Below are 15,786 nucleotides of genomic sequence, written 5' to 3'. Positions count from 1 at the left end.
GTGGCGGCTTTTTTAGTGTGATTAATATCCGTATTCAGTCAGTACACCTTCGACTTTTGGTGTCAATACATCCCAATCAGCGTCAGGCAGTTTATTGACAGTGATGAAATTTTGGAAACCGAAGACGTTATCGACACCGTCGAGTTCCATTAAGTCATTCATGATTTTATGTTCACTTGTTTGTCCAGGCATGACAGATACACTGCCGTCTCCTTGGAAGATCATAGAATCTGTCGTGAATTTTCTTGCGTTCGGGTTTGGTGTTTCTTGTACTTGTACAGCCATATTCATTAACCTCCTTCTATCAACTGTTTTTATTTTACCAAAAAAAAGCCTTAGTCAAAACTCCTAAACATTATAATGATGGAATTGGTATTTCCTGTGTTACAATGTAATCAATTTAAGGGGGGGTGCCCTATGGAAACGCGGTTGATCGATGTTTTACAACCAATAAAAAATAATGACTATGTTTTGCCTGAAAATCAAAGTCTTCAAGAGCTGACGACGATGATGTTACAAAAAATCGGGTCCGTGCATCCGTTTTTACGTGATGATCTCATTCATTCCATATTCACCAACTTCATTGAGCGAGGTCACTATAGCCATGAACAGTTAAAGAATATTCTTCAATCAATTTTGAACAAAAATTATTTGTTTTACAGAATCAGTTCTTCCAAAAAAGAAGAAGATGCTGTATTCAAACGTAGTTTTTCTGTTTTACTGATTCCGCCCATCATTGAAAAGCATAAAAAAACCCCATTTTTAAAAGAAGCTGAAGTTCTTCGTGTGTGGGATAATTTAAAGAAATATATGCAACAGGAAATGGATCACAGAGGTTATGTGCAAGATAAGGGGTGGGCACACGCGATCGCCCATGCTGCAGATGCCATTCATCATGTTGCGGAATGTGGTGAAATCACCGAAACTGAAGTGAAAGAAATGCTGCCGATCATTAAAAGTCAATTTTTAATCGACCAGCCATACTTATATGACGAAGAGGAGCGGATGGTCACAGCGATCATGATGATGTTCAAAAAAATCCAACCAATAGATCGTGTCGAATGGCTGGAGACCCTGCTCTATTACCGAGAGAGCTGGCAGGATCCAAGAGAAGATATTATTATCAATAATGCGAAGCACCTATTACGGGCATTATATTTCCGTATGCTGGACGGAGAGTACAGGGATCTTAGGCAGGTTTTAGAAAACTTACTTAGGGAACTTAGGAAACAAGAAGCTTATTAATGAAGACGGAGGTCACATATGGTTAGATGGGGGCTTTGGATCGGGACGACTTCAGGAATCGTACTTGGAATGTACATGTGGTTTGTTGAACTCGTGACAGGAAAGAAAGTGTACACACTTTTAATGAATGTGGATTTCATTCCTGTGATTGGTGGTATTGAATGGCCGGTTATCATCGAATGGTTCTTTCATATGATCATTTCCTGGGTGATAGGGGTAATTTATGTGCTGGCATTTACAAGAGGTTTTTTGAAGGAAACGAGCAGAAATCTTTGGCTCTTATCAATAGGTCTGACCGCCTTTGCTGCAACTACTTACGTCCCTTTGACCCTGCTGGCCATTAAGGAGACCCCTGCAGTTACAGATGTTGAGGCGGTCATTTATTGGCTCGTCGGGCATGCTTTGTATGCCATTACATTAAGAAAGACCTACTATCGACCTTGATTTAGTGTTGTTGCATTTGTATTTATTATAAGGCTCTGTTATTGCTTGGTGTTGTTATTTCATCTGGAAGCTTGTATCCGCTCTTTCTGTCTTGGAATTTGTATGAGGCGGCCTTTTAGAATGACTCCCTTTCCGTGGGGTACCGTGATCCTCCTCAGGCTACGCCTTCCGGGGTCTCACGATGTACCTTTATCCCACAGGAGTGTCGCCATTCTAAAAGGCCGCCTCTTCAAAGTAGGAGGGTAGGAATGGCCGTTACCGAAGTCCGCTACACCAATTACGAACGGGATGGCAGGGAAAACAGGTAGACTCCTGCGGGAAAAAGGAACAAGGTGAGACCCCGGAGAACGAAGTTCGAGGAGACTCAAGCGTTCCCCGCGGAAAGCGGACTGTTTTCCCTGCCATCCCATGCTCTGAGTGAATAACAGACCGGACCCCTAATTCTAGACGGGGACTATTTAGTAATCGTTTAAAATATCAACAACAGACTTTAACAGAGCCTATTATAAAAAAGTCGCGCCTGATTGCTTACTGGCAATCAGGCGCATTTCATTTCAGAAAATAATCAGGGTCGTTATTATTGTAACTAAATAAAGTAAGATTTGCGTCCAGCAAACGACCGAATTATTTTCCTGTTTAATACAAAAAGAAAGCCAGACCCTCCTGGGTCTGACTCTCAAATCGTTATCGCAAATTCTGTTGGTGATTTTCAAGCTGCTGTTCAAATTGCTGTAGCTGTTGTTTCTCTTCTTGAGAACATTCGCTATATGCGGATTGAATCGCCTGCTTGGCCGCCTGCATGTCTTGTTGACTTGCTTTTTGGTTACCACCACGGTTTTGGGTGAAGCGGTTCATTGCATTTTTAGCATTTTCAAATAGATTGTTCGCCATTTTAAAACCCTCCTACCGTATGTTGATCAGCTTCCATCTCTTTTCGATTCGCATCTGAGAGCCGTTTTGGCTCCATTCTGCTTTCATCGAATGGACGGACTTCTGTATATCTGTTGTCTTTGCGATCTTTCTTCTGCTGTTCCATGACAAGCCCCTCCTGTCATAAAAAAAGCCTGAACGCTTTCACGTTCAAGCTTAGTATGGGGATTTCCTTACGTTCTAAACAAGGAAAAAGTTGTCTCACATGGCTTTTTTATTTAGATTCAAATAATCGGTCAAAAATGCATCGATCCCGTCTTCTTCATTTGTTCCGGTGACATGTTTTGCTACAGCTTTTAATTCATCAATGGCATTTCCCATAGCGACACCTACTCCAGCATAGTCGAGCATTTCTAAATCATTGTCTTCATCACCGAATGCGATGACGCGACTTTTGGGAATGTGGAAATAACGGGCGATTTTATCAAGACCGACAGCTTTATTCATCCCGGCTCGGACAATTTCTATGACGTGCCAAGGCGCGCCCCACTTGCGGTGTTCGATTAGAGAAGCTTCTTCGTCCAAGCGTTCGCGGAGTTTTTTGATTTTATCTTCTTCGGGGTGAATAAGGAGGGAAGTCGGGTCATCTTTCAAATTAGATTGTAATCTTCCCACAGTGATTGGTGAATCATCTTTTCCTTGGAAAATTTTCATGATTTCATCATCATATTGATCCAAATATACTTGATCTTTTACTTCGGCGAGAATGTTCTTCACTCCAAGTTCATGGCACACATGAATGATTTTGTGGGCAGTCCGAATTCCAATCGGTGAGTGAATGGCATCCCAACGATGATCTTTAGGGTGGTGGATCAAAGCTCCATTGAAGTTGACCATAGGTGTGTCCAACCCTAATTCTTCATAAAAATCGATACTGGCTCTGTGAGGACGTCCTGTTGCGATGACAACGATATGTCCCTGCTGCATGGCTTGTAAGACGGTTTTCTTCGTACGTTCACTGATGACTTTGTCGTCTGTCAACAGTGTGCCGTCTAAGTCTAATGCGATTAAATGTTGTTCATTCATTTCTTTCACCTCATTTGTATGTATAGTTTAGTGGGAAGAAAACCCATTGTAAAGAATTTCCCACTGCGTTACCTAACACTTTCCAATTAAAAAAGGCAGTGTTACGATTATATTGTATCAATATAGAATTAGTAGCAATTAAATGAAAAGTAAAGTTTTTATCAGAAAGGAAACAGAACCATGATCGGCATATATCGTCAAACACTCAAAGACATACCTGTATTAACTGTTGTAGAGTCTGCAAAACAAAATGATGCTTTACCTGTGTTCATTTATTTCCATGGCTTTACTTCTGCAAAAGAACATAATTTACCACAAGCATACTTATTGGCTCAAAAAGGATACCGCGTCATACTGCCTGACAGTGCGTTTCACGGAGAACGAGATGAAGAGTTATCAAAGGATGAACTGAACTTCAAGTTTTGGGATATCGTGTATCAGAATTTAAAAGAGCTGCAAGATATGAAGGACGAATTGGATCGATCTGGTTTAATCCAAGACCGAAGGGTCGGGGTCGGTGGCACTTCAATGGGAGGCGTAACCTCCACAGCAGCCATGACAATGTACCCGTGGATACAAGCTTGTACGTGCATGATGGGGTCTCCGAAGCCGGTAGCATTTGCTAATAAGCTCATTCAGGACGTCGAAAAGACAGGCATCCAGCTGCCGATTCCTCAAGAACAATTGGATGAATTATTCGAGTCGTTGAAGGGGATCGATTTGTCTCTTCAACAAGAAAAGCTCGCAGGCCGCCCTATATTCTTTTGGCATGGGGATGCAGATCCGGTCGTTCCTTTTGAGCACGCCTATGATTTTTACAATGATGCTCTTAAATCATATAAAAATCCTGAAAATATCCGGTTCTTCAGAGAGGTAGGGCGAGACCACAAAGTCAGCCGTTTCGCTGTCCTTGAAATGGTGAACTGGTTAGAATTAGTCTTATAAGGAACCTGGTATTTTATTCTGAAGAGAATTTTGGTTATAATAGGGTTTGAAGATAAGTGAAGGGGGAACAAATGTGAGTACTGCACTTGAAGAAAATGCAATGGGTGCCCTTGAGAATGTCATTGACCCTGAATTGGGAATCGACATTGTCAACTTGGGCCTGGTATATGGCGTCGACATAGATGAAGAGGGAAACACGACTGTAACGATGACATTGACGGCAATGGGATGCCCTTTAGCTGGTCACATCGAGCAGGATGTCAAGCGCTGCCTGGCAGATCTGCCGGAATTGAATGAAGTGAAGGTTAATATCGTATGGAATCCACCTTGGACGAAAGATCGCATGAGTCGTTATGCGAAAATCGCACTGGGAATTCCAGATTGATTTAAACGAAAACCCCTGCCGCTCGAATCGGTAGGGGTTTTTACATAAGGCTCTGTTATATTCTGTTGTTGATATTTTAAACGATTACTAAATAGTCCACTTCTATGATTAGGTGTCCGGTCCGTTATTTACTCAGAGCATGGGATGGCAGGGAAAACAGTCCGCTTTCCGCGGGGAACGCTGAGCCTCCTCGAACTTCGTTCTCCGGGGTCTCACCTTGTTCCTTTTTCCCGCAGGAGTCTACCTGTTTTCCCTGCCATCCCGTCTGTAGTTGGTGTACCGGACTTCGATTATGGCCTTTTCGACCCTTCTACTTGAAGAGGCTGCCTTTTAGAATGGCGAGACTCCTGTGGGATAAAGGTACATCGTGAGACCCCGGAAGGCGCAGCCTGAGGAGGCTCACGGTACCCCACGGAAAGCGAGTCATTCTAAAAGGCCGCCTCATACAAATCCCAGGACAGAAAGAGCTGATATGAGCTCACTTGTGAGATAACAACACCAGCCTTTAACAGAGCCTTACATAATCGAATAAAGGGGAGAGGTCAATGGTAAAGGAAGCACCGGTATTCCAAATTGTAGGCTTCAAAAACAGTGGAAAAACGTCACTGTTGCAAGAGTTGATTGCCTACGGAACGGGCAAAGGGGAGCAAATAGCTGCCATCAAACATCATGGCCACGATGAACCGCTGAAAGTGATGCATCATGACACAGACAGCTATCGTCTGCATGAATCAGGAGCGTTTATGACAGGAGTGGACAGCGCGCGCAGATTTCAACTGGAACTTGATCACAGGGATTCATTGTCTTTAGAACGCCTGGTAGAACTATATCGTTTCTTTAACCCTGACTTGATTGTGATCGAAGGGTTCAAAAATGAACCCTATCCTAAAGCTGTTGTAATCAAGCGTTCAGAAGACCTGGATTTACTGGAACTATCCAATATCAAATTTGTCATCACTTGGGATTTGAAATTGACGGAAGGCCTTGATTTCCCTGTTTATCATTTGGATGATTGGAGAAGACAAGTGCCTGAAGTATATCAAGTTGTTACAGGGGGAGTGTAATGAGCCGCAACTATTGGATTACTGAAAGCGAGCTCGATGTTCAAGAAGTGGTAACAATAGTGACGAGAAGAAGCGCCGGTGCCATCAATACGTTCATCGGTACAGTAAGAGAGTGGACGGGAGATAAGAAAACATTATATTTAGAGTATGAGGCTTATCGTCCAATGGCTGAAAAGAAGCTGGCTGAAATCGGACAGGAAATAGAAAGACGATGGCCTGATGCAGAGACTGCTATCGTTCATAGGATCGGTCATTTAGAAATCTCAGACATAGCGGTTATCATAGCGGTTTCCACCCCTCACCGAGCTGATTCTTTTGAAGCCAGTCGTTACGCAATTGAACGTATAAAGGAAATCGTCCCTATATGGAAGAAAGAACATTGGGAGAATGGAGAACAATGGATCGGTAATCAGAAGGAGACTGTTGAAGGTGCTCCGACAGAGGAGGAATTCAAATGAATGAGTTGTTCTTCTTTGCAGAATTAAGAGAAAAAATGGGAAAAGAGCTTTTAAAAAGAGACGTTTCAGGAATGAATGTCCAAGAAGTGAAGCAAGTACTAATCGATGAATATGAGCTGATTAAAATTAACGAAGCCATGGTTGCGATCAATGAAGAATTCGCCTCCTCAACAACCGTGGTTCGTGAGGGAGACAAAGTAGCCTTCATACCACCTGTAAGTGGAGGGTGAATACGGTAGTACTTATGGTGTGTATGTATCGGTTCCAACATTAATGTGCACAAAAAAACTCCGAGTAAAGGCTCGGAGTTTTTCTATTGAGTGTCTGCTGATATAACGGACCATCATGTTAATACGATCAATAAAACAATACCACCCACAATGAAGCAGTAATAGGCAAAATACTTCAGGTTCCCTTGAGCCATAATATTCATAAACCACTTCAATGCTGCATAGGAAGCTGCCACTGAAGCCAATAGTGCTATGATATAGCCCATCCAAACATCAGGGGATTTCGCACTACCAATCAATTCGTCGATAGAAAGCAGCATCGTTCCCAGGCTGACTGGAATATACAATAAGAAAGAAAATCGTAAGGCTGTTTCCTGCTTCATACCTAAAAACATCGCAGCCACGATCGTAGCTCCAGATCGACTGATCCCCGGTATAAGAGCGATAGCTTGAGCGAACCCGACGATTATGGCATCTTTCCAGTTCAATTGCCCGTCACTTTTTCTCCCGCGCAAGTTTCTGATCAGCCATAAAGCGACACCGGTAATGATCAACGTAATTCCGACAGTTTGTGTAGTAGATAAATCCTCAATGGCATCCCCTAGTAAAATTCCTATAACACCGGCTGGAATCGTACCGATAATCAAATAAAGAATAAAATCAAAGTCGTTTTTTTGGCGGTCATCCTTCGTAAGTATGTAGCCGATTCCGTTTTTGATAAGGCGTATCAAGTCATTACGGTAAATGATCAATACGGCAATCAGAGAACCGAAGTTGACGAGCACTTCAAATCCGAGTCCGTCGAATTCAAAACCGATCAAGTCCTGCACTAAAACTAAGTGGCCGCTTGATGAAATAGGGATAGGTTCAGTGAACCCTTGAAATAACCCTAAAAATAAATACTTGATCAAAATCCAAATCTCTTCCATATCCATTTCCCCCTATGTGTACATGCAAAATAGGTCGTGTTGACACTATATCTTTAATCGATTTTGATGTGCAATCAGTCAAGATGATCATTTGTGTCAAATATAATATGTATCCGTTTTTCATCAAGAAAAAACGTTGCCATCACTTGACAGCAACGTTTCTAAAATAATGTTTATGCTTCTTCTTCTTTAATGATTCCTTCACCCAGAACTGCTGCGACCACAGTGAATAGAATGGTCATGATGATGACTTGTGAAAGATGGAAACTACCACCAGCCATATTACTAATGACATAGGCTGTCATTGAGCTTAATAAGAAAGCCCAAATCAATGTCCAAATGATCCGCATCGTTACTCACCTCATTTTTACACAATCTATGTCTATATTATCAGACTTAAAAGGAAAAAGAAATATGGAATCGCTTCATCATCTTTGAATTTATTGAATAAAATGAAGAGATGATGAAGGGGGAGGACAAATGCTGGTTACTGTAAAGCCTTGCTTTCATTGGATCGGTTATCATATATGCTCTGCACTGCTTCAAGAAGGTGTTCATGTCGTAGGGATTGACAGGATGGAAAACTGCTTAAGTGATGAATTGTATATGTATATAGGTAGAAACAGCAACTTTCAGCATTTCTACCATATAGAGGACAAAGAAAATCATATTCATCATAATGATGGGGAGAAAACGGTAAAGTATGATGGTAAGAATTTGATCATTGAAACTGATCAGGGAGGATGGAGAGAATCGATAGATCTGCCCCAGCTATATGGGGAGTGGATGGATATTCCCCAGACTGAAGTGGAAACTGAGAGGGAATTCCAGCAATGGATTCAGCATTCCGAAGCTGTTTACATCGGTGATTTTTTGGAGTCTTTCATTCCGTATTTATTGGAGCGTGGGAACAATCGGGGTTTTTCATTCGCCCCTGTCTTCGATAATGAAAAAGAAGAAAAAAATATACATGCGACTTGGAAAAACATTCATTGTTCAAAAGCTATGGATTAGAAATGCACATTCACATTTACTTTAGGTCAGGTTACAAGGTAAAATAAGATAGGTAACAAGTAGCGTTGTATTGGGAGTGCTTTTTCGTGAAAATCATCAATCTTTTCTTACTAATGATTATACTCATCATCATATCCGGATGTAACTATATATCTAAAACAGGTGAACAGAAACAGGTGGGAATGCTTGTAGAAACTACGATTCACGATCAAGCGTGGGGCCAGCAGGGCTACATGGGATTACAAAGCATCCAGGATGAATACGGCGTAGATATTTATTTCAAAGAAGGTATCAAAAGCTATGCAGATACGGTTCAAGCTGTAAATCAACTTGCAGAACGAGGCGTACAAGTCATTTTTGGTCATAGCAATATATATGGAAAACATTTTCAAAGTATACACAAACAATATCCGGAGATTCATTTCATTTATTTTAATGGTCAATTCTCTGCTGAAAATGTAACAAGTTTGAACTTCAGTGCCACCGCCATGGGCTTTTTCGGAGGCATGGTAGCTGGTGAAATGACAGAAACCAATGAGATTGGAATTATAGCTGCATATGAATGGCAGCCTGAAGTCGAAGGATTCTATGAAGGAGTCATGTATCAAAACCCTGAATCGGAAGTTCATATCTCATATACAAATGATTGGGAAGGTACAGAAAAAGCATTGATGTTATATGAACAGATGGAGGAAAAGGGTGTGGATGTCTATTTCCCTGCCGGAGACATTTTCAATATTCCGGTCATCCATGAGGTCCAAAAAGATCAGCATTATGCAATCGGCTATGTATCGGACCAATCAGGCGTCGCTGAAAATACAGTATTGACCAGTACTGTACAAAAAGTACCTGTGGTTTATACGTTGGCAATGGAGCGTTATGTCCAGGACGACCTGCCTGGGAAGGCATTACACTTCGATTTTCAGCAGGGGGCCATTGAATTGGGCGAATTCAGCCCTGAAGTTCCTGATCCATTCCGGAAGGAAATAGAGCGGGCGGTAGAAAAATATATTGAGACCGGCAAGCTCCCGAACGAATAAAGGCTCTGAAGCATTCACCAGCTTCAGAGTCTTTTTCATTTTTTGAACTTATCCATGAAGGGTTTTACCATTGGTTCGACTGCTTTCCATGTCTTAGACATTTCTGAGAAGAGATCAGACCAATCCATGGGCTGGGGTGATTGTTCTTCCTGCTGTTCTTCCGTATCTTCTTGTCGAGGAAATGACCAAAAATCATCAAATGGAGAAGACTTTTTTCGGGACATTTCTACACCTCCTCTATGGTATTGTATGTATAAGACCCTCGCTATTGTGGGCTGAGAGAAGAGTTTTGTGTAAAAGTACTCCACTTGCAGAAATGGGATAGATGAATTAAAATTAGTACCAAGTCATAAGAATTGATATAAGAAAAACCTAAGGGGATGAATATATGAACGCAGGAATATTAGGTGTAGGTCACTACGCCCCGGAAAAAGTCCTTACCAATCAAGACTTGGAAAAAATGGTCGATACAAGTGATGAATGGATTCGTACCCGTACAGGGATTGAAGAGCGCAGAATAGCGTCTGATGATATGGATACGAGTGACATGGCCTATGAGGCAGCGAAAAATGCATTGGAAGATGCCGACATGCAGGCTGAAGATCTGGACATGATTTTAGTTGCTACTGTAACACCAGATACACCATTCCCTTCTGTAGCTACGATGCTGCAGCACCGTTTAGGAGCCAATAAAGTGGCTGCAATGGATGTAAGTGCAGCATGTGCGGGATTCATGTACGGTGTCATTACTGCACAACAATTCATTTCAAATAATGCTTACAAGAATATTCTTGTAGTTGGTGTTGAAAAACTTTCTAAAATTACGAACTGGAAAGACCGTAATACATGTGTATTGTTTGGTGATGGCGCTGGTGCTGCTGTCATCGGACCAGTCAGTGAGGATAAAGGGATTCTTTCTTCTGAACTAGGCTCAGACGGCAGCGGGGGAGAGTATCTCTATCAAGATGATACTTTGTTCATGAATGGTCGCGAAGTTTTCAAATTTGCAGTAAGGCAGATGCCTGAGTCTTCCGTGAATGTCGTTAAAAAAATCGGCTTAAGCGAACAGGATGTGGATTACCTTGTCCCACACCAAGCGAATATCCGAATCATGGAAGCTGCAAGGCAGCGCTTAGGCATTTCAGAGGATAAAATGTCTACTCAAATCAAACGCTACGGAAACACTTCATCCGCATCTATACCAATTGCTTTGTCAGAAGACGTAAAGGCAGGTAAAATAAAAGATAACGATTTAGTTGTTCTTGTCGGATTCGGTGGCGGACTCACATGGGGAGCCGTTGCCCTTCGATGGGGTAAGTAACCAAGGAGGAATAGAATTATGGATAAACGTCGTGTTGTCATTACCGGCATGGGAGCCGTGACTCCAGTCGGAAATTCAGTAGAAGAAATGTGGAAAAACATCCGTTCCGGCCAATCCGGCATCGGAGAAATTACAAAAGTGAATAAAGATGATTATCCTGTCAGTGTTGCAGCTGAAGTAAAAGACTTCGATCCATCCAATTATATCGATCGCAAGGATGCTCGTCGTATGGACCCATTCGTACAGTACGCTATGGTCGCTTCACACATGGCTGTTGAAGATGCAGGTCTTGAAATCAACGAAAGTAATGCCGAAAGAACCGGTGTATGGATCGGATCCGGAATTGGTGGAATGGGAACGTATGAGTCACAATTCGAGACGTTCCAGCAAAAAGGCTATCGTCGAGTAAGCCCATTCTTCATTCCGATGATGATTCCAGACATGGCCGCTGGGCAGGTTTCTATTTCACTTGGAGCAAAAGCAATCAACTCCTGTACAGTGACGGCATGTTCATCCGGTGCAAATTCCATCGGTGATGCATTCAAAGTCATCCAAAGAGGGGATGCTGATGTCATGATCGCCGGCGGAACAGAAGCACCAATGACTAAAATGTCCTTTGCAGGATTCGCTTCTGCCCGTGCCATGTCCCTTAACGAAGATCCAAAAACTGCAAGCCGTCCGTTTGATAAAAACAGAGATGGTTTCGTAATGGGTGAGGGAGCTGGAATCCTGATCCTGGAATCATTGGAATCTGCTAAAAAGCGCGGAGCTAAAATTTATGGTGAACTTGCTGGCTATGGTTCTACAGGTGATGCCTATCACATCACATCTCCTGCACCTGAAGGAGACGGTGCTGCAAGAGCTATGAAACAAGCCATTGAAGATGCAGGGATGCAACCATCTGAAATCGATTATATGAACGCGCACGGAACTTCCACAGAATTGAATGACAAATATGAAACACATGCTGTGAAAACTGTGTTCCAAGAACATGCCAATAAACTGGCCATTTCATCTACCAAGTCTATGACTGGACACCTATTAGGAGCTGCTGGTGCAATGGAAGCGGTCATCTCACTGAAAGCGATCAATGATGGCATCCTGCCTCCAACGATCAACTATGAAACTCCAGACCCAGAGTGTGATCTAGACTATGTACCAAATAAGGCACGTGAACAAGAAGTGAATGCCGTTCTTAGTAACTCCTTAGGTTTTGGTGGTCACAATGCCACGCTTGTTTTCAAGAAATATAAGGGTGAATAAAGTAAAACCCGGTGCTCAGCACCGGGTTTTTTTATTGATATTGGAAGAATTGTTGAAGAGTCTCTTTTGTTTTATCTTCATCGTGAGCAAGAACAAGTCCGACGGGATAAGGCTTTCGTTCATTCCTTACATTATCGTTGGTCGGAATTTTAATTGTTTCCATATCCTCTGAAGGATTCAACAAAAAATCTTTTCCGATAGAGATGACTTTCTGTTTCGTTACATTTGTATCAATATATGGCTGGATTGTTCCGATCATTCTCGGGGCCTTCATCAACCCGTTGATGGATGTCATCTCTTCTTTCAAAAGATGAATTACCTTTTGTTGTCGATCGACTCGACCAAAATCACCTTGATTATCGCTTCTGAAGCGGACATATCCAAGTAATTCTTCACCTTTTAAGAGATGGGTGCCTTCTTTTAAGTCAATTTCAACACTGCCTCCGGCAGATTTATAGTACATATCTTTTTCAATAGTAATCTCAAGCCCCTCAGGTACCAATGTATCGACAGCCCTTGTGAATGCCTGGAAGTCGATGATTGAATAATACTCCATATCAAGCCCGAAATTATGTGAAATGGTCTGCCGTAGTAACTCCGGCCCTCCAAAAGCAAAAGCTGCATTAATTTTGTTATACCCATGCCCGGGGATCTCCACATATGTATCTCTCATGATAGAGGCCATTTTTACAGATTTCTTTTTTTCATCATATTGGGCAATCATGATCGTATCTGTCCTTGGGGTTTCCTCGTTTCGTTGGTCCACGCCTAAGAGAAGAGCATATAGAATGTCATCTCCATTGTCTACTCCTTCGAAAGATTCAGCGTATTTACTTTCTGCCAAATATTCATCATTTTGATTCCCGGTGGACGTACTGTATTGTTTTCCAATCGCTTCTCTTTTACCAACGATATATTCATAACCTTGGTACCCAAGAAAAGACAATAGCAGCAAAGATAAGACAGCTAAGAATGCTTTCATTCTCTGCAGCTGCTTCCGGCTGTTTCTTTGAGATCGTGAACTACCCAAACTGATCATCCTTTCAACTATCCTGTCTCTTAATTTACCTGTAAAAGCTTGGTAAGTAAAGAGGGAGAAAAGGGGATTCCGACGCATGAGAGAGAATCACTTTTCATAAGATAACAGTAGGAGGACAGGCCGGAGGGGATGCAGGATGTGGTGCTGGATGTTGTTATTGACTGGTTTTGGCCTTGCAGTTGCAGGCGGCACAGTGACCATCACATATTTGAACTTAGTACCTGCAGGTTTAAGCTGGTGGGAATTCGCTATTTTAATCCGCTCAAGAGTAGAGTGTTACTTTTTTCCATTTGGAATATTGATGATCTTGACCGCCATTTCTCTGATGAAAGATTAGTTTAGTAAAAATTGGTTCTATAGAATAAAAAAGCCAGTATTGGTCATAATGTAACCTAAAGAGATCACTGAAATGAAAGTGAGGGGCCGACATGTTATACATGCATGATCTATGGGTGAACTGGTTTGAAGGTGAAGAGAATGGGTACAACGTATGTCGATTTCATGAGTGGAGAAAAGAAGATGGGATTGAGCTGATTGATCAAATTCCGCTTTTACTGGTGACAGAAGATATGTTCAACTTTATCGAAAATGATTTGCAGGATCTGCCGCCATCTTTTCTGCAGGAAATTCATCGCAAAACGTATATGAAGAAAAATCAAGAACGACACACCGTAGAATATGCAGCAGTAGTAACAGACGGACAAGATGTCATCGTGTTTGACACACTCGGTTATACACTACCGGTCAAAAAGAGCAGATTGATCCCCAGGCAGGAAAGGCTTGTATTTGAAATGGTTCAAGGGAAAAAGCCGAAATCATACTTAATAGAAGAAAGTACAAAAAAAGAACATCATATTCTATCTTTGGAACCAGCTCATATGTCAGGTTTGACTAGAAGAGAGCGTCAATTGAAGCAGCTGTTGATGATGGCTTTGGATCAATTGAAGCATTCTGATCATCCGGAAGAAGTCAGATATTGGCTTACCGAATGGGACCCGGGACAATATCCTTACATCAAACAGTTGTCTATTGATGAAGCTTGGGAACGTTTATATGAAGGAACACGAAATGGATGGACACCATTCCATGAGGACTTATGCGGGAAGATGGTAAAGGGGCAGGCCTTTTTCGAGACGATTTGGCAGGGGGAAAACCTTGATAAATCTCATCATCTAAACAGCCAGAATTGAGGATTATTATCCCAATTCTGGCTGTTTGTTTTGTTTCTTTATTATTTTTTCTTCTTTACTCTTCCTAAACCCATCGCTTTTTTCGCTTTTCTAATCATCTTATTCGCTTCAAAAGAGGCTTGATCTGCCCCGCGGTCCAAGATGTCATCAAGCTCTTCTGAGTGAATCAATTCTTCATAGCGCTCTTGAATAGGTTTCAATGTTTCAATGACCGCATTCGCAACGCCTTCTTTGAACTCTCCATAACCTTTATCGGCATATTTTTGTTCTAAATCTTCAATCGATTCTCCTGAACAGATGGAATGGATGGTGAGAAGGTTAGAAACCCCCGGCTTGTTCTCCTTATCGTATTTCACGATTCCATCTGAGTCCGTGACCGCACTTTTCACCTTTTTCAAGATCTTCTTTTCATCATCGAGCATAGAAATATACGCTTTTTGATTCTCGTCTGATTTACTCATTTTTTTCGTAGGTTCTTGGAGTGACATGATCCTCGCACCTACTTTTGGAATACTCACTTCCGGAACTGTGAATATATCATTGTATTTGTTATTGAACCTTTGAGCTAAATTCCTTGTCAGCTCTAAATGCTGTTTCTGGTCTTCTCCAACAGGGACTACATCCGTCTTGTACAGTAAGATATCCGCAGCCATAAGTGGAGGATAGGTGAGGAGGCCGGATGTTACGCCTTCTTTTCCACCCTGTGATTTATCTTTGAACTGTGTCATTCTCTCTAATTCACCGATGTAACTGACACACTGCAGCATCCACCCCAGCTGAGTATGGGCAGGGACTTCGGATTGAATGAATAATGTCGATTGTTCAGGGTTGATCCCTGATGCTAAGTACAGGGCCGCTAACGATTTAATGTTTTCGCGAAGCTTCAATCGCTCCTGGGGAACAGTAATCGCATGTTCATCTACGATACAGAAGTAGCATTTGTGCTCTTCCTGCATTTCTACAAAATTTTTCATGGCTCCTAAGTAATTTCCTAATGTCAAAGTGCCGCTTGGTTGAATTCCTGAAAAAATCGTCTTCATGTCTATCACCTCATCTATTATTTTGCATTAAAAAAATCATTCATCGCTTCCTGTTGGAAGGGACGAATGATTCCGCGGTGCCACCCTAGTTACTTTACAAATAAGTAAAGTCATCTTGTATATCGTTAACGCCGATCTACGTCAAAAGAAGCTCCGAAGCCCCAATTCCTCCGATTGCCCTCAGCTGTTCGCAGCGACCACAGCCTCTCTGAAAAGGTAACAA

22 protein-coding genes and 1 other annotated feature (1 of these 23 only partly in view) are annotated in these 15,786 nt (G+C 42.0%); of the genes, 13 read left to right on the top strand and 9 right to left on the bottom strand.

The window, feature by feature from the left end; translation table 11 throughout:
• Window positions 1–21: 21 nt before the first annotated feature.
• Window positions 22–285, bottom strand: a complete 264-nt coding sequence (locus LCL89_RS07140) for a NifU N-terminal domain-containing protein (RefSeq protein ID WP_224809156.1) — start codon at window positions 283–285, stop codon at window positions 22–24.
• 132 nt (window positions 286–417) lie between these two features.
• Between LCL89_RS07140 and LCL89_RS07135 the strand changes: the two genes are divergently transcribed.
• Both LCL89_RS07135 and LCL89_RS07130 read left to right on the top strand, forming a co-directional pair.
• Window positions 418–1,245, top strand: coding sequence for a DUF2785 domain-containing protein (locus LCL89_RS07135; protein WP_224809147.1), 828 nt, complete (start codon window positions 418–420; stop codon window positions 1,243–1,245).
• A gap of 18 nt (window positions 1,246–1,263) precedes the next feature.
• Window positions 1,264–1,689 (top strand): hypothetical protein, encoded by a 426-nt coding sequence (locus tag LCL89_RS07130; protein WP_224809145.1) that lies wholly within the window; start codon window positions 1,264–1,266, stop codon window positions 1,687–1,689.
• Between the two features lie 684 nt (window positions 1,690–2,373).
• Here LCL89_RS07130 and LCL89_RS07125 read toward each other — a convergent pair.
• From LCL89_RS07125 to LCL89_RS07115, 3 genes are all read right to left on the bottom strand, one after another.
• Window positions 2,374–2,580 (bottom strand): DUF3813 domain-containing protein, encoded by a 207-nt coding sequence (locus LCL89_RS07125; protein WP_197315416.1) that lies wholly within the window; start codon window positions 2,578–2,580, stop codon window positions 2,374–2,376.
• Window position 2,581: 1 nt separating this feature from the next.
• Window positions 2,582–2,725 carry a hypothetical protein gene (locus LCL89_RS07120; protein ID WP_197315417.1) on the bottom strand — a complete coding sequence of 48 codons (144 nt, stop codon included), beginning with the start codon at window positions 2,723–2,725 and terminating at the stop codon, window positions 2,582–2,584.
• Window positions 2,726–2,820: 95 nt separating this feature from the next.
• A complete protein-coding gene (locus tag LCL89_RS07115; RefSeq protein ID WP_224809143.1) occupies window positions 2,821–3,645 on the bottom strand; it encodes a Cof-type HAD-IIB family hydrolase in 825 nt (274 codons plus the stop codon).
• A 180-nt stretch (window positions 3,646–3,825) separates the two neighbouring features.
• On the opposite strand from LCL89_RS07115, the gene LCL89_RS07110 reads away from it, so the two are divergent.
• The 5 genes from LCL89_RS07110 (at window position 3,826) to moaD (ending at window position 6,727) form a co-directional block, all read left to right on the top strand.
• Window positions 3,826–4,590: an alpha/beta fold hydrolase gene (locus LCL89_RS07110; protein WP_224809141.1), complete on the top strand. Its 765-nt coding sequence runs from the start codon at window positions 3,826–3,828 to the stop codon at window positions 4,588–4,590.
• Between the two features lie 73 nt (window positions 4,591–4,663).
• Window positions 4,664–4,975 (top strand): metal-sulfur cluster assembly factor, encoded by a 312-nt coding sequence (locus LCL89_RS07105; protein ID WP_197315420.1) that lies wholly within the window; start codon window positions 4,664–4,666, stop codon window positions 4,973–4,975.
• A gap of 545 nt (window positions 4,976–5,520) precedes the next feature.
• Window positions 5,521–6,039 (top strand): molybdopterin-guanine dinucleotide biosynthesis protein B, encoded by a 519-nt coding sequence (mobB, locus tag LCL89_RS07100; RefSeq protein ID WP_224809139.1) that lies wholly within the window; start codon window positions 5,521–5,523, stop codon window positions 6,037–6,039.
• Complete coding sequence (locus tag LCL89_RS07095) at window positions 6,039–6,497, top strand: molybdenum cofactor biosynthesis protein MoaE (RefSeq protein WP_224809137.1); 459 nt, start codon at window positions 6,039–6,041, stop codon at window positions 6,495–6,497. Before mobB ends, LCL89_RS07095 begins: the two co-directional genes overlap by 1 nt.
• Entirely contained in the window at window positions 6,494–6,727 is a 234-nt protein-coding gene (gene moaD / locus LCL89_RS07090) for a molybdopterin converting factor subunit 1 (protein ID WP_224809135.1), read from the top strand. The genes LCL89_RS07095 and moaD overlap by 4 nt, the downstream gene beginning before the upstream one ends.
• Before the next feature lie 113 nt (window positions 6,728–6,840).
• Here moaD and LCL89_RS07085 read toward each other — a convergent pair whose 3' ends face one another.
• Window positions 6,841–7,656: an undecaprenyl-diphosphate phosphatase gene (locus LCL89_RS07085; RefSeq protein WP_224809133.1), complete on the bottom strand. Its 816-nt coding sequence runs from the start codon at window positions 7,654–7,656 to the stop codon at window positions 6,841–6,843.
• Between the two features lie 173 nt (window positions 7,657–7,829).
• The gene (locus tag LCL89_RS07080; protein WP_197315425.1) at window positions 7,830–8,006 is read right to left on the bottom strand and encodes a YjzD family protein; all 177 of its coding nucleotides are present in this window, start codon (window positions 8,004–8,006) and stop codon (window positions 7,830–7,832) included.
• A gap of 130 nt (window positions 8,007–8,136) precedes the next feature.
• On the opposite strand from LCL89_RS07080, the gene LCL89_RS07075 reads away from it, so the two are divergent.
• Both LCL89_RS07075 and LCL89_RS07070 read left to right on the top strand, forming a co-directional pair.
• Window positions 8,137–8,670, top strand: a complete 534-nt coding sequence (locus tag LCL89_RS07075; protein ID WP_224809131.1) for a Rossmann-fold NAD(P)-binding domain-containing protein — start codon at window positions 8,137–8,139, stop codon at window positions 8,668–8,670.
• Window positions 8,671–8,756: 86 nt separating this feature from the next.
• A complete protein-coding gene (locus LCL89_RS07070) occupies window positions 8,757–9,710 on the top strand; it encodes a BMP family ABC transporter substrate-binding protein (RefSeq protein WP_224809129.1) in 954 nt (317 codons plus the stop codon).
• A 35-nt stretch (window positions 9,711–9,745) separates the two neighbouring features.
• Here the strand turns inward: LCL89_RS07070 and LCL89_RS07065 are convergent, their stop codons facing one another.
• A complete protein-coding gene (locus LCL89_RS07065; RefSeq protein ID WP_197315427.1) occupies window positions 9,746–9,934 on the bottom strand; it encodes a hypothetical protein in 189 nt (62 codons plus the stop codon).
• A gap of 164 nt (window positions 9,935–10,098) precedes the next feature.
• Here LCL89_RS07065 and LCL89_RS07060 point away from each other — a divergent pair, with 164 nt between their 5' ends.
• Together LCL89_RS07060 and fabF are read left to right on the top strand one after the other, a co-directional pair.
• Window positions 10,099–11,031, top strand: coding sequence for a beta-ketoacyl-ACP synthase III (locus LCL89_RS07060; protein ID WP_197315428.1), 933 nt, complete (start codon window positions 10,099–10,101; stop codon window positions 11,029–11,031).
• An 18-nt stretch (window positions 11,032–11,049) separates the two neighbouring features.
• Window positions 11,050–12,294: a beta-ketoacyl-ACP synthase II gene (gene fabF, locus LCL89_RS07055; protein ID WP_224809120.1), complete on the top strand. Its 1,245-nt coding sequence runs from the start codon at window positions 11,050–11,052 to the stop codon at window positions 12,292–12,294.
• A 31-nt stretch (window positions 12,295–12,325) separates the two neighbouring features.
• Here fabF and LCL89_RS07050 read toward each other — a convergent pair whose 3' ends face one another.
• Entirely contained in the window at window positions 12,326–13,333 is a 1,008-nt protein-coding gene (locus LCL89_RS07050) for an LCP family protein (protein WP_404813404.1), read from the bottom strand.
• Window positions 13,334–13,469: 136 nt separating this feature from the next.
• On the opposite strand from LCL89_RS07050, the gene LCL89_RS07045 reads away from it, so the two are divergent.
• On the top strand, window positions 13,470–13,670 hold the full coding sequence (locus tag LCL89_RS07045; RefSeq protein WP_197315431.1) for a hypothetical protein: 201 nt from the start codon (window positions 13,470–13,472) through the stop codon (window positions 13,668–13,670).
• 91 nt (window positions 13,671–13,761) lie between these two features.
• Window positions 13,762–14,523, top strand: coding sequence for a YjbA family protein (locus tag LCL89_RS07040; RefSeq protein ID WP_197315432.1), 762 nt, complete (start codon window positions 13,762–13,764; stop codon window positions 14,521–14,523).
• 41 nt (window positions 14,524–14,564) lie between these two features.
• Here LCL89_RS07040 and trpS read toward each other — a convergent pair whose 3' ends face one another.
• The gene (gene trpS, locus LCL89_RS07035) at window positions 14,565–15,563 is read right to left on the bottom strand and encodes a tryptophan--tRNA ligase (RefSeq protein WP_197315433.1); all 999 of its coding nucleotides are present in this window, start codon (window positions 15,561–15,563) and stop codon (window positions 14,565–14,567) included.
• 55 nt (window positions 15,564–15,618) lie between these two features.
• Window positions 15,619–15,786 (bottom strand) — a binding site (T-box leader); it runs 33 nt beyond the window's last position.

This window comes from Halobacillus yeomjeoni (assembly GCF_020171525.1).
GTDB lineage: Bacteria > Bacillota > Bacilli > Bacillales > Halobacillaceae > Halobacillus > Halobacillus yeomjeoni.
The sequence above is the reverse complement of the archived record's forward strand: the minus strand, read 5'-3'. Positions and strand labels throughout refer to the sequence as shown.

What these genes read in the sequence shown, in the direction of transcription:
- LCL89_RS07140 (WP_224809156.1), bottom strand. Translation starts at nt 285, where the DNA reads ATGGCTGTACAAGTACAAGAAACACCAAACCCGAACGCAAGAAAATTC.
- LCL89_RS07135 (WP_224809147.1), top strand. Translation starts at nt 418, where the DNA reads ATGGAAACGCGGTTGATCGATGTTTTACAACCAATAAAAAATAATGAC.
- LCL89_RS07130 (WP_224809145.1), top strand. Translation starts at nt 1,264, where the DNA reads ATGGTTAGATGGGGGCTTTGGATCGGGACGACTTCAGGAATCGTACTT.
- LCL89_RS07125 (WP_197315416.1), bottom strand. Translation starts at nt 2,580, where the DNA reads ATGGCGAACAATCTATTTGAAAATGCTAAAAATGCAATGAACCGCTTC.
- LCL89_RS07120 (WP_197315417.1), bottom strand. Translation starts at nt 2,725, where the DNA reads ATGGAACAGCAGAAGAAAGATCGCAAAGACAACAGATATACAGAAGTC.
- LCL89_RS07115 (WP_224809143.1), bottom strand. Translation starts at nt 3,645, where the DNA reads ATGAATGAACAACATTTAATCGCATTAGACTTAGACGGCACACTGTTG.
- LCL89_RS07110 (WP_224809141.1), top strand. Translation starts at nt 3,826, where the DNA reads ATGATCGGCATATATCGTCAAACACTCAAAGACATACCTGTATTAACT.
- mobB (WP_224809139.1), top strand. Translation starts at nt 5,521, where the DNA reads ATGGTAAAGGAAGCACCGGTATTCCAAATTGTAGGCTTCAAAAACAGT.
- LCL89_RS07095 (WP_224809137.1), top strand. Translation starts at nt 6,039, where the DNA reads ATGAGCCGCAACTATTGGATTACTGAAAGCGAGCTCGATGTTCAAGAA.
- moaD (WP_224809135.1), top strand. Translation starts at nt 6,494, where the DNA reads ATGAATGAGTTGTTCTTCTTTGCAGAATTAAGAGAAAAAATGGGAAAA.
- LCL89_RS07085 (WP_224809133.1), bottom strand. Translation starts at nt 7,656, where the DNA reads ATGGAAGAGATTTGGATTTTGATCAAGTATTTATTTTTAGGGTTATTT.
- LCL89_RS07080 (WP_197315425.1), bottom strand. Translation starts at nt 8,006, where the DNA reads ATGCGGATCATTTGGACATTGATTTGGGCTTTCTTATTAAGCTCAATG.
- LCL89_RS07075 (WP_224809131.1), top strand. Translation starts at nt 8,137, where the DNA reads ATGCTGGTTACTGTAAAGCCTTGCTTTCATTGGATCGGTTATCATATA.
- LCL89_RS07065 (WP_197315427.1), bottom strand. Translation starts at nt 9,934, where the DNA reads ATGTCCCGAAAAAAGTCTTCTCCATTTGATGATTTTTGGTCATTTCCT.
- LCL89_RS07060 (WP_197315428.1), top strand. Translation starts at nt 10,099, where the DNA reads ATGAACGCAGGAATATTAGGTGTAGGTCACTACGCCCCGGAAAAAGTC.
- fabF (WP_224809120.1), top strand. Translation starts at nt 11,050, where the DNA reads ATGGATAAACGTCGTGTTGTCATTACCGGCATGGGAGCCGTGACTCCA.
- LCL89_RS07050 (WP_404813404.1), bottom strand. Translation starts at nt 13,333, where the DNA reads ATGATCAGTTTGGGTAGTTCACGATCTCAAAGAAACAGCCGGAAGCAG.
- LCL89_RS07045 (WP_197315431.1), top strand. Translation starts at nt 13,470, where the DNA reads ATGTGGTGCTGGATGTTGTTATTGACTGGTTTTGGCCTTGCAGTTGCA.
- LCL89_RS07040 (WP_197315432.1), top strand. Translation starts at nt 13,762, where the DNA reads ATGTTATACATGCATGATCTATGGGTGAACTGGTTTGAAGGTGAAGAG.
- trpS (WP_197315433.1), bottom strand. Translation starts at nt 15,563, where the DNA reads ATGAAGACGATTTTTTCAGGAATTCAACCAAGCGGCACTTTGACATTA.